Source organism: Nocardiopsis valliformis DSM 45023, from assembly GCF_000340985.1.
GTDB lineage: Bacteria > Actinomycetota > Actinomycetes > Streptosporangiales > Streptosporangiaceae > Nocardiopsis > Nocardiopsis exhalans.
Genome location: NZ_ANAZ01000032.1, coordinates 14,172 through 29,332, shown reverse-complemented (window position 1 = coordinate 29,332; position 15,161 = coordinate 14,172). Strand labels below are relative to the sequence as shown.

Annotated in this window: 15 protein-coding genes; 13 read left to right on the top strand and 2 right to left on the bottom strand. The window is 69.5% G+C overall.

Annotated features, from left to right (window positions below):
* The 7 genes from D457_RS0125340 to D457_RS0125310 all read left to right on the top strand — a co-directional run.
* Positions 1 to 699, top strand: a 699-nt coding sequence (locus D457_RS0125340) for an LVIVD repeat-containing protein (RefSeq protein ID WP_017583484.1), incomplete at its 5' end; no start/stop codon positions are given.
* Between the two features lie 143 nt (positions 700 to 842).
* Positions 843 to 2,258, top strand: a complete 1,416-nt coding sequence (locus D457_RS0125335; RefSeq protein WP_017583483.1) for an LVIVD repeat-containing protein — start codon at positions 843 to 845, stop codon at positions 2,256 to 2,258.
* 92 nt (positions 2,259 to 2,350) lie between these two features.
* Positions 2,351 to 3,736 (top strand): LVIVD repeat-containing protein, encoded by a 1,386-nt coding sequence (locus tag D457_RS0125330; protein WP_017583482.1) that lies wholly within the window; start codon positions 2,351 to 2,353, stop codon positions 3,734 to 3,736.
* Between the two features lie 205 nt (positions 3,737 to 3,941).
* Complete coding sequence (locus tag D457_RS0125325) at positions 3,942 to 4,952, top strand: ABC transporter ATP-binding protein (protein ID WP_039831902.1); 1,011 nt, start codon at positions 3,942 to 3,944, stop codon at positions 4,950 to 4,952.
* A complete protein-coding gene (locus D457_RS0125320; RefSeq protein WP_017583480.1) occupies positions 4,949 to 5,797 on the top strand; it encodes an ABC transporter permease in 849 nt (282 codons plus the stop codon). The genes D457_RS0125325 and D457_RS0125320 overlap by 4 nt, the downstream gene beginning before the upstream one ends.
* Positions 5,794 to 6,966 carry a sensor histidine kinase gene (locus tag D457_RS0125315; protein WP_017583479.1) on the top strand — a complete coding sequence of 391 codons (1,173 nt, stop codon included), beginning with the start codon at positions 5,794 to 5,796 and terminating at the stop codon, positions 6,964 to 6,966. Before D457_RS0125320 ends, D457_RS0125315 begins: the two co-directional genes overlap by 4 nt.
* On the top strand, positions 6,963 to 7,568 hold the full coding sequence (locus tag D457_RS0125310; protein WP_017583478.1) for a response regulator transcription factor: 606 nt from the start codon (positions 6,963 to 6,965) through the stop codon (positions 7,566 to 7,568). The genes D457_RS0125315 and D457_RS0125310 overlap by 4 nt, the downstream gene beginning before the upstream one ends.
* A 22-nt stretch (positions 7,569 to 7,590) precedes the next feature.
* On the opposite strand, the gene D457_RS0125305 is transcribed toward D457_RS0125310, so the two are convergent.
* Positions 7,591 to 8,460 (bottom strand): hypothetical protein, encoded by an 870-nt coding sequence (locus D457_RS0125305; protein WP_017583477.1) that lies wholly within the window; start codon positions 8,458 to 8,460, stop codon positions 7,591 to 7,593.
* 149 nt (positions 8,461 to 8,609) lie between these two features.
* A complete protein-coding gene (locus D457_RS0125300; RefSeq protein WP_017583476.1) occupies positions 8,610 to 9,872 on the bottom strand; it encodes a folylpolyglutamate synthase/dihydrofolate synthase family protein in 1,263 nt (420 codons plus the stop codon).
* Between the two features lie 111 nt (positions 9,873 to 9,983).
* Here D457_RS0125300 and D457_RS0125295 point away from each other — a divergent pair, with 111 nt between their 5' ends.
* From D457_RS0125295 to mreD, 6 genes are all read left to right on the top strand, one after another.
* Positions 9,984 to 11,333, top strand: coding sequence for a bifunctional folylpolyglutamate synthase/dihydrofolate synthase (locus tag D457_RS0125295; protein WP_017583475.1), 1,350 nt, complete (start codon positions 9,984 to 9,986; stop codon positions 11,331 to 11,333).
* Between the two features lie 37 nt (positions 11,334 to 11,370).
* Positions 11,371 to 11,775 carry a DUF4233 domain-containing protein gene (locus D457_RS0125290; RefSeq protein ID WP_026117019.1) on the top strand — a complete coding sequence of 135 codons (405 nt, stop codon included), beginning with the start codon at positions 11,371 to 11,373 and terminating at the stop codon, positions 11,773 to 11,775.
* 240 nt (positions 11,776 to 12,015) lie between these two features.
* The gene (gene ndk, locus D457_RS0125285) at positions 12,016 to 12,420 is read left to right on the top strand and encodes a nucleoside-diphosphate kinase (RefSeq protein ID WP_017583473.1); all 405 of its coding nucleotides are present in this window, start codon (positions 12,016 to 12,018) and stop codon (positions 12,418 to 12,420) included.
* Positions 12,421 to 12,666: 246 nt separating this feature from the next.
* Positions 12,667 to 13,701, top strand: coding sequence for a rod shape-determining protein (locus D457_RS0125280; RefSeq protein WP_026117018.1), 1,035 nt, complete (start codon positions 12,667 to 12,669; stop codon positions 13,699 to 13,701).
* Between the two features lies 1 nt (position 13,702).
* Positions 13,703 to 14,602: a rod shape-determining protein MreC gene (gene mreC / locus D457_RS0125275; protein ID WP_017583471.1), complete on the top strand. Its 900-nt coding sequence runs from the start codon at positions 13,703 to 13,705 to the stop codon at positions 14,600 to 14,602.
* A complete protein-coding gene (gene mreD / locus D457_RS0125270) occupies positions 14,599 to 15,159 on the top strand; it encodes a rod shape-determining protein MreD (RefSeq protein ID WP_017583470.1) in 561 nt (186 codons plus the stop codon). The genes mreC and mreD overlap by 4 nt, the downstream gene beginning before the upstream one ends.
* The last annotated feature ends 2 nt before the right edge of the window (positions 15,160 to 15,161 follow it).

The following is a 15,161-nucleotide window of genomic DNA, read 5'->3' as shown; positions in this document are numbered from 1 at the left end:
GGCGGCCACCGCACCACCACCGGCTGCCACGACATCACCGCCTACCCCGAGATCGACCTCGCCGCGGGCGCGTGCATGGGCGACGGCATCCTGATGGACATCTCCGACCCCGCGCACCCCGTCGTCACCGACGTGGTCCAGGATCCGAACTTCGCCTTCTGGCACTCCGCCACGTTCACCAACGACGCGGGCACCGTGATCTTCACCGACGAACTCGGCGGCGGTGGCGGCGCCATCTGCACCGAGGACTACGGGACCGAGCGCGGGGCCAACGCCATCTACACGATCGGCGGCACCGCCGAGGATCCCGCGCTGGCTTTCGAGAGCTACTACAAGATCCCGCGCGTGCAGAGCGACACCGAGAACTGCGTGGCGCACAACGGTTCGCTGATCCCGGTCCCGGGCCAGAACTTCTTCGTGCAGTCCTGGTACCAGGGCGGCGTCTCGGTGATCGACTTCAACGACCCGAAGAACCCGCGCGAGATCGGCTACTTCGACCGCGCCCCGATCGATGAGGACTCCCTGGTCCTGGGCGGATCCTGGTCGGCCTACTACTACAACGGCTACGTCTACTCCTCCGACATCACCCGCGGGCTGGACGTCATCAAGCTCACCGACCCGCGCCTGCGCTCCGCCGAACGCGTCAGCTACGACGAGTTCAACCCGCAGTCTCAGCCGAGCTACCGACCCGGGCGCTGACGCGACCCACGATTCTCTCCCGGTGGCTCCTCCTGGGGAGTCAGGGCAAACGGGAGAGACCGGGGTCGCGGCCACTCGGCCGCGGCCCCGCCGCATACCACCCCCAAGCCCCTGTCCCCCACGTGCAACGATCTGGAGAAACCATGCCCGCAGCTCCCCCGACACGGGCAGGACGCGGCCTGCGAGGTGCGACCGCCGTCGCGCTCACCGCGGCCGCGACCCTGTTCGTCGGTCTCCTCAGTCCGGCGGCGGCTCACGCCGACACGCCCCCCTCCGACAGCGTCACCAGCGACAACGTCGAGCACATCGCGAACGTGCCCAAACCTGCGGCTGTCAGCAACACCAACTCCGACCTGGCCTTCACCGGTGACCACGTCATCGGCGGCAACTACGACGGCTTCGTCATCTACGACATCTCCGAGCCAGCCGACCCCCAGATCATCTCCGAGGTCGTCTGCCCCGGCGGTCAGGGCGACGTGTCCGTCAGCGGCGACCTGCTGTACTTCGCGGTGGACTCCCCGCGCGCCACCGACGAGTGCGGGGCCCCGGCGGTCCCGGTCACCGACCCGAACGGGTTTGAGGGCGTGCGGATCTTCGACATCTCCGACAAGGCGAACCCGCAGTACGTCGCCGCCGTGCGCACCGACTGCGGCTCGCACACCCTCACCCTCGTCCCCACCGAGGACGGCGCCAGCGACCTGATCTACGTCTCGTCCTACGCGCCCTCGGTGCGCTTCCCGAACTGTCAGCCGCCGCACGACAAGATCTCGATCATCGAGGTCCCGCTGGACGACCCGGCCTCGGCCGCGGTCATCAACGAGCCGGTCCTGTTCCCGGACGGCGGCAACCACGACCAGCCCGGACTGCTCCGGCCCACCGAGGGCTGCCACGACATCACGGTCTACCCGGCCAAGAACCTGGCCGCGGGCGCGTGCATGGGCGACGGCATCATCATGGACATCTCCGACCCGGTCAACCCGGTCGTGACCGAGGTCGTCCAGGACGAGAACTTCGCGTTCTGGCACTCGGCCACGTTCACCAACGACGCCAAGTCGGTCCTGTTCACCGACGAGCTCGGCGGCGGCGGTGCGGCCACCTGCACCGAGGAGATCGGTCCCGAGCGCGGCGCCAACGCCATCTACACGCTCAAGGAGGACGGCGACGGCCACAGCCTGGAGTTCGCCAGCTACTTCAAGATCGACCGGCACCAGGGGACCCAGCAGAACTGCGTGGCGCACAACGGTTCGCTGATCCCGGTTCCGGGCCAGGACTTCTTCGTGCAGTCCTGGTACCAGGGCGGGGTGTCGGTCATCGACTTCAACAACCCGAAGAAGCCGCGCGAGATCGGCTACTTCGACGCCGACTCCCGGATCGACCCGGACATGGAGAACGGCAGCACCTGGTCGGCGTACTACTACAACGGCTACGTCTACTCCTCCGACATGCGCCGGGGCCTGGACGTCCTCAAGCTCACCGACCCGCGTCTGCGTGCGGCCGAGCGCGTCGTCTTCGACGAGTTCAACCCGCAGACCCAGCCGAACTACCGCCCAGGCAGGTAGCCACGGCTCGCTGTGACGTACCGGGGTGCTGCGCGAGCCACGCGCGGCGCCTCCGTGCGTTTTCCTCCCCCGACACAAGAAGAGAGAGACCCATGCGCACACCCCCGCGCCGCGGAGCGGCGCTGGCGACGGCCGCGGCCGCGGCCCTGCTCGCCGGGCTGCTCGGCCCGGCGGCGGCCCATGCCGACACCCCGCCCTCCGACGACATCTCCAGCGACAACGTCGATTTCGTCACCAACGTGCCCAAGCCCGAGGCGGTCAGCAACGTCAACTCGGACCTGGCTTTCACGGGTGACTACGCTATCGGCGGCAACTACGACGGCTTCGTCATCTACGACATCTCCGAGCCCGAGGACCCCCGGATCGTCTCCGAGGTCGTCTGTCCCGGCGGCCAGGGTGACGTCGCGGTCAGCGGCAACCTGCTGTACTTCGCCGTGGACTACCCTCGCGCCAACGACGAGTGCGGAGCGCCCGCCGTCCCCACCACGGACCCCGACGGGTTCGAGGGCGTGCGCGTCTTCGATATCTCGGACAAGGCCAACCCACAGTACGTGTCGGCGGTGCGCACCGACTGCGGATCGCACACCCTGACCCTGGTACCCGGCGATGGGGAACGCGAGTACGTGTACGTGTCCTCGTACTCGCCCTCGGTGAACTTCCCGAACTGTCAGCCGCCGCACGACAAGATCTCGATCATCGAGGTCCCGCTGGACGACCCGGCCTCGGCGGCCGTTGCCAACGAGCCGGTGCTCTTCCCCGACGGCGGCAACCACGAACAGCCCGGTCTGCTGCTGCCCACCCAGGGCTGCCACGACATCACGGTCTTCCCGTCCAAGGACCTGGCCGCCGGTGCGTGCATGGGTGACGGCATCCTGATGGACATCTCCGACCCCCTCGAACCAGTGGTCACCGAGGTGATCCAGGACGAGAACTTCGCGTTCTGGCACTCGGCCACGTTCACCAACGACGCCAGGACCGTGCTGTTCACCGACGAGCTCGGCGGCGGCGGTGCGCCCACCTGCACCGAGGAGATCGGTCCGGAACGTGGCGCCAACGCCATCTACACTCTCGACGGTGAGGGCGCTAACGCCACGCTGGAGTTCGCCAGCTACTTCAAGATCGAGCGCCACCAGGGCGACCAGATCTGTGTGGCGCACAACGGTTCGCTGATCCCGGTTCCGGGCCAGGACTTCTTCGTGCAGTCCTGGTACCAGGGCGGTGTCTCGGTGATCGACTTCAACGACCCGAAGAACCCGCGCGAGATCGGCTACTTCGACGCCGACTCCCGGATCGACCCGGACATCCAGGACAACGACACCTGGTCGGCGTACTACTACAACGGCTACGTGTACTCCTCGGACATCGAGCGAGGGCTGGACGTCCTCAAGCTCACCGACCCGCGCCTGCGCTCGGCGGAGCGGGTCACCTACGACGAGTTCAACCCGCAGACCCAGCCCGTCTACCGCCCCGGCAGGTAGTCCCGGCCAGCGTCAGCAGGCACGGTCAGGCACAGTAGTCAGTCACAGTGTGAGAGGGGCTGGGGGCGGGTTCCCCGGCCCCTCACCGTGTCGTGCCCGGCTTCCCACCCGTGAGTTCTGTCATGGTCAGGGCAGGGCACCCCTCACACCGGATCGGTGACGGGTGTTCATGGTCTGGCGGGCACCGCTCGACGAGGCTGGAGACATGTTCACCACCACTCCCCAACGCCAGACCGAACACGACCCGGGCGGGCCGGACGACGGCGGCCCCGTGATCCGGGTCCGCGACCTGGAGTGCGCCTACGGGGACTTCCGGGCGGTCCGGGGCGTGTCCTTCGACATCGCCCCCGGTGAGCTCTTCGCGCTCCTGGGCACCAACGGTGCGGGCAAGACCACCACCATCGAGGCCCTGGAGGGGTTCCGTCGTCCGGTCGGCGGCTCGGTCCGCCTCTTCGGCCGGGACCCGCGCCGGGAGCAGCGTGCCCTGCGCGGCCGGGTCAACGCCGTCCTCCAGGAGAGCGGGACCTTCACCGACCTCACCGTCGCCGAGACCGTCGAACTCACCCGCCGCATCCATACGCGGCCGCGCGGCACTCAGGAGGTTCTGGCCCTGGTCAACCTCGCCGACCGGGCCAGGGTGCGGGTCCGCCAGCTCTCCGGCGGGCAGAAGCGCCGTCTGGACCTGGCCCTGGCGATCACCACCCGTCCTGAGGTACTCCTCCTGGACGAGCCCACCACCGGCATGGACCCCGAGGCCCGCCGGGCCACCTGGAACCTGATCACCGACCTCGTCGCCGAGGGCACCGCCGTCCTGCTCACCACCCACTACCTGGAGGAGGCCGAGCGCCTCGCCGACCGACTGGCCCTGATGCACCGGGGGCGGATCGAGGTAGAGGGGCGCCTGGCCGAGGTCCTGACCGGCTGGGGCGACCGCATCGTCTTCCGGACCCCCACCGAGGCTCCCGTCCCGCCCGAGCTCCTCGGTACAGGGAAGGAGGTGACCGACGCCGCCGGCCGCCGTACCGTCACCTACACGGTCACCGACGGTGACCCGGTCCATCGCGCCCACACAGCGGTGGCCGCGTTGATGGAGTGGGCGGACCGGGAACGGGTCGGGCTGGAGGAGCTGGCCCTGCACCGGGCTTCGCTGGAGGACGTCTTCCTCAGCGTCGCCGACGGACACGAGATCCCCACCCCGGAAGGAGTCAGCCGATGAGCACCGTCACCCCTGTCCAGGTCGTGGACGTGCGAGGGCGCCGGCAGGTCGGCCTCCTTCGCCAGACCTACGAGTTCTCCCGCGCCGAGATGACCCTGTTCTGGCGCTACCGCACGGCCCTGTATTTTGCCCTGTTCCCCCTGGTCCTGGCCCTGCTAGGGATGGTCCAGGAGGGCACGGAGCTTGTTCCCGGGGTGGACGCGGGCGCCCACTACACGGTGGGTTCGCTGATGATGGCCCCGATGTTTCTGTCGATCATGCACATCAGCAACCTCGTGACGGCCCGCCGCGAACAGCTGGTGCTCAAACGCCTGCGGGTGGCGGGCACGGCCCCGGCGGTGATATTCGGAGCGGTGATCGTGTCCGTGACCCTGGTGACCCTGATGGTCTCGGTGATCATCGGCGCGGTGCTGTATCGGCACTTCGACGTCACTCCGGTGGACCCCCTGCTGGTCGCGCTGCCCATTCTGCTGGTGACCGTCGCCGTCTCCCTGTTCGCCATCGCCTTCACCCGGATGTGCCGCAACGCCGAGTCCGCGCAGATGCTGTGCTTCCTGCCGCTGATGCTCTTCTACGGGCTGAGCGGGCTCATGCTGCCGCTGGCGGCCATGCCCGACCGGCTTGCCGAGATCGCCCGGTTCCTGCCCGCCGCAGCGGGGGCGGAGATCGTCACCAGTGCCTACCTCGGCCGCGACTTCATCGGCGGCGGTGACGGCTCCCGGACCCTCGTCGGAGTGGACCTGTGGGTCGCAGCCCTGCCCGGCCTGCTGGTCATCGTGGTCTGGATCGCCGTGTTCGCCTACCTGGCCAGGTTCTTCCGCTGGGATCCGCGGGAGAGCAAGTGAGGGAGGGGCCCGAGACCGGCGATCAGCGGCTGAGCCGTGCACGCTGGGTGGTCGTCTACACCCTGCTCGGGATGGCCTTCCCGATGCCGTTCATGGTGGCGCTCCAGTGGTACCTGATCGGCGGCCCCTGGCCGGTGAACCTGGCCGCTGCGGGTGGGCTGGCCACGGTGGCCGCGGCACTGGCCTTGCGGATGACGTTCCGCCAGGTCCTGGGCCCGGGAGAGCGTTCGCCGGTCCCGTACCTGGCCTCGTTCGCCGCGACGGCGGGCGCGGTCTGGCTCCTACTACCGGGCGCGGCCGCGTTCGTGGTGTCGGCGGTCTGGTGGGGCATGGTGGCACTGGTCGCCCCTCGTTGGTGGAGCGCTCTCTCCGGGCTGGCACTGCTCTCTCTTCCCTGGTCGCACGCCCACCTGACCGGCGCAGACACCCCCACCCCGATGTGGATTGCGGTGAGCCTCGCCCTGGCCTGGGCGATACTGACGGGTAACCGGATGAGCCTGCGGTTGTGGGATCTGACCCGCGAGGTCGTGGCCGGACAGCGGGCCCGCTCCCGGCTGGCCGCCAGCGAGGAACGGGTGCGCATCGCCCGTGACATTCATGACCTCCTCGGCCACAGCCTGTCCGGGATCGCGGTGCGCAGTGAGCTCGCCGCCCGCCTGACCGTGGTCGACGCCGGGCGCGCCGCAGAGGAGATGCGCCTGGTTCAGGAAGAGGCCCGCCGGGCGCTGCGCGAGGTGCGTTCGACGGTCAGCGGTTACCGCGACGCCGACCTCACCGAGGAACTCGAGGGCGCCCACGAGGTCTTGACCGCTGCGGGTACCCGACTCGAGGTCATGGTGGACGTCGACCGGGTTCCCGAACACCTGCGCGGCACCGCCGCCTGGGTGGTCCGCGAGGGAGTCACCAACGTCGTCCGGCACAGCACGGCCCGGCACTGCGTGATCCTCCTGGAGGAGGACGCGGCCTCGATCACCCTGCGCATCCGCAACGACGGGGCACCCGGCACCGTGAACCGGGGGAGCGGCCTCCTCGGGCTGACCCAACGCGTGTCCGCCGCCGGGGGAACACTGACCGCGGGGCCCGACGACCGCAACCGGTTCGAACTACGCGCGGTCCTGCCCACCCGCCTGGGAGAGCTGCCCCGTGACGACCGAGAGGGACACGCATGATCAGGATCGTGCTGGCCGATGACGCGAACCTGGTACGGGGGGCGATCGCCGCCCTACTGGACCTGGAACCCGACCTGGAGGTCGTCGGCCAGACCGCCCGAGGCGACGAAGCCACCGCCCTGGTTACCGAACTGCGCCCGGACGTGGCGGTACTGGACATCGACATGCCGGGAGCGAACGGTCTGGAGGTCGCCGAACAGCTTGCCCAGGTCCTCCCCGAGTGTGCTCTGGTGGTCCTGACCAGCTTCGGTCGCCCCGGCTACCTGCGCCGCGCGGTCGGAGCAGGTGTCCGCGGCTTTCTGCACAAGGACGCTCCGGTCGGTGAACTCGCCCAGGCGATCCGCGCCGTGCACGCCGGTGAACAGCGCATCGACCCCGAACTCGCCACCGCCGCCATGGCCGCCGGACTCAGCCCTCTCACCAACCGTGAAACCGGGATCCTCCGCGCTCTCGCCCGAGGTGAAAGCGTCACCGACATCGCCCGGAACCTCAGCATCGCCGAGGGCACCGTCCGCAACCACATGTCCGCCGCCATGGCCAAGACCGGCACCGAAAACCGCATCGGTGCGGTCCACACCGCCCAGGAAATGGGCTGGCTCTGACCCGGAACCAGCTCGCCCGACATCAGCCGAAGAGGTCCTCGGGGCGGTCCACTGTCACAGCGGCGGGAACCCACTTCTCCAGGGTGTCCAGGTCCGTGCAGGCCTCGATCCGTTCGCGGATCTTGCCGGACACGTCGAAGCCCCGCGCTTCCAGAACCGAGATCACGTTCCGCACTGCGAGGGCGCGGCCCTCTTCACGGCCCTCTTCACGGCCGATGCCGACGTACTTGCGGGCGAAGTCGCTCTGCCACTCGTAGGTTTCCACAGCCATCAAGCTCTCCAGCTCCTTCCGAGCGGCCTCGTTGAGGCCGGACGGCACATAGTCATAGTAGAACGCCCTGTTCGTCTCGGGCGTGGAATCCAGGGCCTCGATCACCGCGCGTAGGGTGCGGTGATCGTCGTTCCCGTGGGCGTGGGCCGACAGCACCGCCAGTTCGGGGAGCACCCGGGCTTCTTCTTCCTTGGCGATGACCGGCATCCGGGTCGGGCCGATGGTGAGCGGAACCAGGTCGAAACCCGGGTGGCCGGTCCGGATCGGCTTGGCGCACCAGCGGGCCACCGCGTCGCTCGGGCACAGGACCAGCAGCATGGTCGGACACTCCAGCCGGACGTGGAGGGTGACCAGATAGGCGGGCCAACTGCGCCGCTTGTCTTTGTCATGGCCGTGTTGGCGTTCGACCACCACCGCCATCACGTTCTTGGTGCCGTCGCGCAGCACGACGGCTCCGTCGCTGTTGAACTCCTTGGGATCGCAGTTGGTCAGTACCGAACTGGTGTTGAGCGCCTCGGTGTACCGGGGCACCTCGAAGCCGAGGGACTCCAGCAGTGCCGGGGCCATGGCCGGTTGGTTCTGGACGAGCCGCAGAGGGATCTCGTGCTCGCGTGTGGGCATGCGGCTCCTTGGAGCTCGGGGACGGTCGAACGCACGCGTCGAAGCGGGGCTTCAATCGCCGAGAGGGTTACCAAGGGTGATCAGGCCGACTCATGGCCTGTCATGTGGGGCGTTTGCGGATTACGGGACGTGTGAGGCGAAACCTGTACTCAGCTCGCGTTGAACAGGCGGTCGGTCGGGGCGTCCAGGACCTCCAGCACGCGGCCGGTGAAGTACACCGTGCCCAGGGCCAGGACTCGCTGACCCAGCGCGGTGACGGCGGTGTGGGAGAGGTCCTCGGCGTGGACGTGGTTCCAGTGGGCGGGGAGGTCGTGGTCGAAGCGCAGGTGGGCCTCGGGCAGTCGGACCGCGGTCACCGGCAGGCCTTCCAACGCGGCGACCGCGCCGGAGACGTCCTTGTGGTCGGGCAGGCACAGCAGCACATGGTCCACGCCGCCCCACAGCGCGCGGGCGTGGGCCAGGGCGGCGCTCACCCCGACGCGGTCGATGGCCGAGTCCACCACGACCTCGGTCGTCGAGCCGGGCACGGTGTGCCGGGACAGGCGGGCGGGCAGGGTGACGGTGCCGAGCACGGAGTGGAGTCGTTCCGGGGCGGCCGCCGGGTGCCGGAGCAGCTCCAGCATGCGGGTGGCGGCAGCCGTGCCCAGGACACCGGAGGCGGCGGACAGGCCCGAGGGGCGCAGCTCCCGCGGTGGCTCCTTGGCGGTCGCGGGGTCCACCACCTGGGGTGACACCCGGCCCCCGGTGATCTCGTGCAGGGTCCCGGTGACGACTGGGGCCACCTCTGGGCTCTGCGGCAGGGTCACCAGGGCCTGAGTGCGGTCAGGGGAAGCCACCCGGGTCTTCTCACGGGCGATCTCCGTCACGGTGTCGCCAAGGACCCCCAGGTGTTCGGCAAAAACCATGCCAAGCGCCACCACCTCCGGGCCGACCAGCCTGAGCTCGTCGCGGTGGCCGCCCATCCCGGCCTCCAGGACGCACACGTCGGCGCTGATCGCGCGGGCGTGCAGGAGCCCGGCAACCAGGAACAGGCCGCTCGGCGCCAGGTAACCGCCGCTCTCGGCGGGGGAGGGCAGTTCCCCGCGGGCCGCCTCGACGGACTCGCCCAGGGAGCGGAGTTCGCCGTCGGTCACCGACACCCCGTCCACCCGGACCCGTTCGCGGTATCCCCGGAAGCTCGGGCCGGTGACCAGGACGGTCCGGAGCCCGGCGGCGGACAGCGTCGCCGCCGCGTACGTGGCCGTGCTCCCTTTGCCCTTGGAGCCGACCACCCCGAGCACCGGCACGGGCGCCGGGTCCAGGTCCAGCGCGGCCAGCAGCGCACTCGCTCGGTCCAGGCTGCGGGACTGTTCGGGGCTGCGGCCCGCCCACTCGGAGAAGAAGGGGTCGACGACCGGGTCAAGGCTAGGCATGACCACAGTATGGTCCGCCCCATGTCCGGCTTCGCACACCCGACCCGGAGTCCGTGCCCAGGTGAGGCCGCGTAGACTGGCGCGGGTGTACACCCCGATCACCGAGACGCCGTGAGTGACGTGAGCGCCGCAGAGCGCTACGCCGAGGTCACCGCGGAGATTCTCTCCCGCGCACCCGAATCTGACATCGATCCTCGTCTGGACCGTGTCCGCACGGTGCTGGACCTGTTGGGCGACCCGCAGCGCAACTTCCGGGTCATCCATGTCACCGGGACCAACGGCAAGACGTCCACCGCCCGCATGATCGACGCGCTCATGCGCGGCCGCGGCCTGCGGGTAGGCCGCTACACCAGCCCCCACCTGCGGACGGTGCGCGAACGCATCGTCGTCGACGGTGAGCCCGTCACCCAGGAGCGGTTCGTCGAGGCCTACGACGACATCCGTCCCTTCCTGGAGATGGCCGACTCGATGAACGACGTCCGGCTGTCGTTCTTCGAGATCCTCACCGTCATGGCCTACGCCGTCTTCGCCGACACCCCCGTGGACGTCGCCGTGGTGGAGGTCGGCATGGGCGGGACCTGGGACGCCACCAACGTCGTCGACGGCGACGTCGCGGTCATCACGCCCATCGGCATCGACCACACCGACTACCTGCCCGACACCCTCGACGGCATCGCCGAGGAGAAGGCGGGCATCATCAAGCCCCAGTCCGTCACCGTCATGGCGCAGCAGCCGCTGCCCGCCGCGGAGGTCCTGGTCCGGCACGCCGCCGAGGTCGGTTCCACCGTGGCCCGTGAGGGGCTTGAGTTCGGGGTGACCTCCCGGGAGGTGGCCGTCGGCGGTCAGCAGCTCGCCGTCAAGGGCCTCACCGGGAGCTACGACAACCTCTTCCTGCCGTTGTTCGGCGAGCACCAGGCCAGCAACGCCGCTGTGGCCATCGCGTCCGTGGAGGCCTTCTCCGCCTCCGAGGACGCCGCCGGACTCGACCCCGTGATCGTCGGCGAGGCCCTGGCCGGACTGGAGTCCCCGGGCCGGATGGAGGTCGTGCGTACCAGCCCGACCGTCATCGCCGACGCCGCGCACAACCCGGCCGGAATGATCGCCACCGCCGCCGCCGTGGAGGAGGCCTTCTCCTTCTCCCGGCTGATCGGCGTGGTCGCGGTCATGGCCGACAAGGACGTTGAGGGGATTTTGGAGCCCCTGGAACCACTGCTCGACGAGCTCGTGGTCACCCGCAACTCCTCGCCGCGGTCCCTGGACCCGGTTCAGCTGTCCGACATCGCCAAGCAGATCTTCGGTGAGGACCGCGTCCACCTGGCCCCCAGACTCGACGACGCCATCGACCAGGCGGTAGGCCTGGCCGAGGCGGGTGGCGAGTTCGGCGGGGTCGGTGTGCTGGTCACCGGGTCGGTGGTCACCTCTGGTGACGCCGTGCACCTGCTGCGCGGTTCAGTGGAGTAGCGGAAGCAGACGACCCAACCGACGAAGGGAAACCGTCGTGCGCACACTCTGCGCCGTAGTCCTCGTGTTCGAGGCCATTGTCATCGGCCTGATGATCCCCATCGCCATCAACCTGGAGGAGATGGACCCGGCCCTGGCCGGTGGCGTCTGGGGAAGTATCGCCGTAGCCGCTCTGGTGCTGTCCGGCCTGCAGAAGTACACCTGGGCGCACTACGCCGGCTGGGCGCTCCAGGCGGCCTTCCTGTTCAGCTCCTTCCTGGTCGCCGGGACGCCGCTGGTTCCGATCGTGTTCGTGTCCTTGTGGGTCACCGGTGTGATCCTGGGCCGCAAGGTCGACGCCGAGAAGGCGGCGCACGCCGCCTACGCCGAGGCCACGGAGGGTTCTGAGAGCTCCGCACCCGGCGAGACCGCCGGTGCCACCGGGGGAGCACGGTCGGCGTAGTCGTCGGCAGCGGTGGGCTGCGGAGAATCAGCATGCCCACCGCGCCCCGGTGGCAAACGCGATAGTGTGACGCAGGTCCGGGCAGACGGGCGATCCTGGTTCGCCCACGGCGGACCTCCCCCTCGCCCGTCCCCGAGTCCCGGGCACACACCCGTACACCCCACCGCGTGCGGTCGCGACCGTGGGCGCCACGCCTGCGCGCGCCACGCGGGGGGTTCCCAGTGAGGAGTTGAAACGCACGTGGAGCGCACTCTCGTTCTCATCAAGCCCGACGGTGTCCGCCGCAACATCGTCGGCGAGGTCATCTCGCGCATCGAGCGCAAGGGCCTGAACCTGGTCGCGATGGAGCTGCGCACGCTCGACGCCGACACCGCCAAGACGCACTACGAGGAGCACGCCTCGCGTCCGTTCTTCGACTCGCTGGTGGAGTTCATCACCGGTGGCCCGCTGGTCGCCATGGTGGTCGAGGGTGAGCGCGCCATCGAGGCCTTCCGCGCTCTGGCCGGTGCCACGGACCCGGTCACCGCCGCGCCCGGCACCATCCGCGGCGATTTCGCCCTGGAGGTGCAGAAGAACATCGTGCACGGTTCGGACTCCACCTACTCCGCCGAGCGCGAGATCAAGCTCTTCTTCCCCGACCTGTAGGTCCGTCCCTGAGGGGGATTCGGCCCTCAGCGGCCTACTCTTGGTGTCTCGGGGTGCGTACGCACCCCGAGACACAGCTGTTTTCTCACCATTCGTCCGCTGACGAGGCAACAATTCGGTGTGTTTGCGTAACGGGCTAAGTGCTGACCGTTACGATACGGGGGACTGGATACATAACGTGCTGGAACGACTACTTATGGTCGTGCCACACGTCCACGCCCGACACGGCGCCTCTGAGGACGTTACATGCCGAACAACCTTGCATTTCTCGGCCGGGACATGGCCGTAGACCTTGGTACCGCCAACACACTCGTGTACGTACGTGGGCGCGGCATCGTTCTGAACGAGCCGTCGGTGGTCGCGCTCAACACCTCGACCGGCAAGATCGTGGCGGTCGGTATCGAGGCCAAGCAGATGATCGGCCGCACGCCGACCAACATCACCGCCATCCGCCCCCTCAAGGACGGCGTCATCGCCGACTTCGAGGTCACCGAGCGGATGCTGCGGTACTTCATCCAGAAGATCCACCGCCGCCGCCACTTCGCCAAACCCCGCATCATCGTCGCCGTCCCCAGCGGCATCACCTCGGTCGAGCACCGTGCGGTCAAGGAGGCGGGCTACCAGGCCGGGGCGCGCCGCGTGTACATCATCGAGGAGCCCATGGCCGCCGCCATCGGCGCCGGGCTCCCCGTCCACGAGCCCACCGGCAACATGGTCGTGGACATCGGCGGTGGTACCACCGAGGTCGCCGTCATCTCCATGGGCGGCATCGTCACCTCCCAGTCCATCCGAGTGGGCGGTGACGAACTCGACCAGGCGATCATGACCTTCATCAAGAAGGAGTACTCCCTGATGATCGGGGAGCGCACCGCCGAGGAGCTCAAACTCGCCATCGGTTCCGCCTACCCCACCGGCTCGGAGGAGCTCCACGCCGAGGTGCGCGGGCGCGATCTCATCAGCGGTCTGCCCAAGACCATCGTGCTGTCCGAGTCCGATGTGCGCCAGGCCATCGAGGAGCCGGTCACCACGATCATCGACGCGGTCCGCACCAGCCTCGACAAGTGCCCGCCCGAACTCTCCGGCGACATCATGGATCGGGGGGTGGCGGTCACCGGCGGCGGCGCCATGCTTCGCGGCCTCGACGACCGTCTCCTGCACGAGACGGGGATGCCCATCCACGTCGCCGAGAACGCGCTTGACTCGGTCGCCGTCGGCTCGGGCACCTGCGTGGAGAACTACGAGCGCCTCCACCAGGTCCTGGTCCCGGAACGGCGGCGCTGACATGCTCCGCGACTCGCCTCGGTCCCGGCTGTTCCTCGCCGTGCTGGTCGCGGCGGCCGTGGTCCTGATCGTCCTGGACGCGCGCCCCGGGAGCAACCCGGTCACCTCGCTGGCCCGCGGCGGCGGAGAGCTCGTCTTCACGCCCACCGCGGCCGGGGTCGGCCTGGTCACCGGGCCCGCGGCCACGTTCTATGAAGGCGTCAGCCAGGGCCCCGAGGCAGCCGCGCGCATCGCCGAACTGGAGGCCGCCAACGCCGAACTGGAGGCTGGTCTCCAGGCGGCCCGCCTCGACGAGGGTCGCGCGGACCAGCTCGACCAGCTCCTGCACCTGTCCGGCCTGGGCGGTTACGAGATCGTCCCGGCGCAGGCCGTCACCCGGACCACCGCGCGGGGTTACGCGCACACGGTCACCATCGACGCGGGCACCGACTCCGGGATCGGCCCCGACATGACCGTGGTCAATGGCTCCGGCCTGGTCGGCCGGGTCATCGAGGCCGGACCCCGTACCGCCACCGTCAAGCTCGCCACCGACGTCAACTCCGCGGTCGGCGCGCGGCTGGAGCGGACCAGCAAGATCGGCGCGATCACCGGCGGCAGCGTCCCGGGCGGCCCCGAGGCCGACCTGACCCTGGAGCTGTTCGACATGGAGGCCCCCATCGAGGAGGGGGACCGTGTGGTCACGCTGGGATCGCACGACGGCGCGCCCTTCGTGCCGGGGGTGCCCATCGGCACCGTCGACGAGGTCCAGGTCGCGCCCGGCGCGCTGAGCCGGATCGCCCGTATCACCCCGGCCGTGGACTTCTCGTCCCTGGACATGGTGGGTGTGGTCGTCGGCGGCCCGGCCGAGGACCCGCGCGACTCCGTGCTCCCGCCCAAACCCAAGCCAGAGGGGGACCAATGAGGGCCGTAGCGACCCTGCTCATGGTGACCGTCGCGGTGCTCGCCCAGGCCACCGTCGTCAACCGTCTGCCCTTCGAATGGGGCCCCGGCCCCGACCTCGTGCTCGCCGTGGTCGTCGCCGTGGCACTGACCACCAGCCCGGCCGCGGCCGCAGGGTGCGGGTTCGCGGCGGGGTTGGCCATGGACGTGCTGCCCCCGGCCGAGCACCCGATGGGCCGCTACGCCCTGGTGCTGTGCCTGGCCGCCTACGTCCTGGCGCTCCTGCGCGCCAACACCGGCCTGGGCGGCTCTGCGGGCGCCGGGATCTCGGCCTGGACCGCCCTGGGTATCACCGCTGTGACCGCCGTGGGCGTGGGCGTGGGATACGCGTTCGTCGGCTTGGTCATGGGCGACGCCAACGTCACCCTCGCCGCGGTCGGCCGCAACGTCGCCGTGGGCGCGCTGCTGACCACGCTGTTCGCGCCGCTGGTCACCCTGCCCGTCCTGTGGGTGCGCTCGCTGCTCACCGAGAGTGATTTCGCCACCATCCAGGGGCCGACCTCCACGGGCGGGTGGTGACC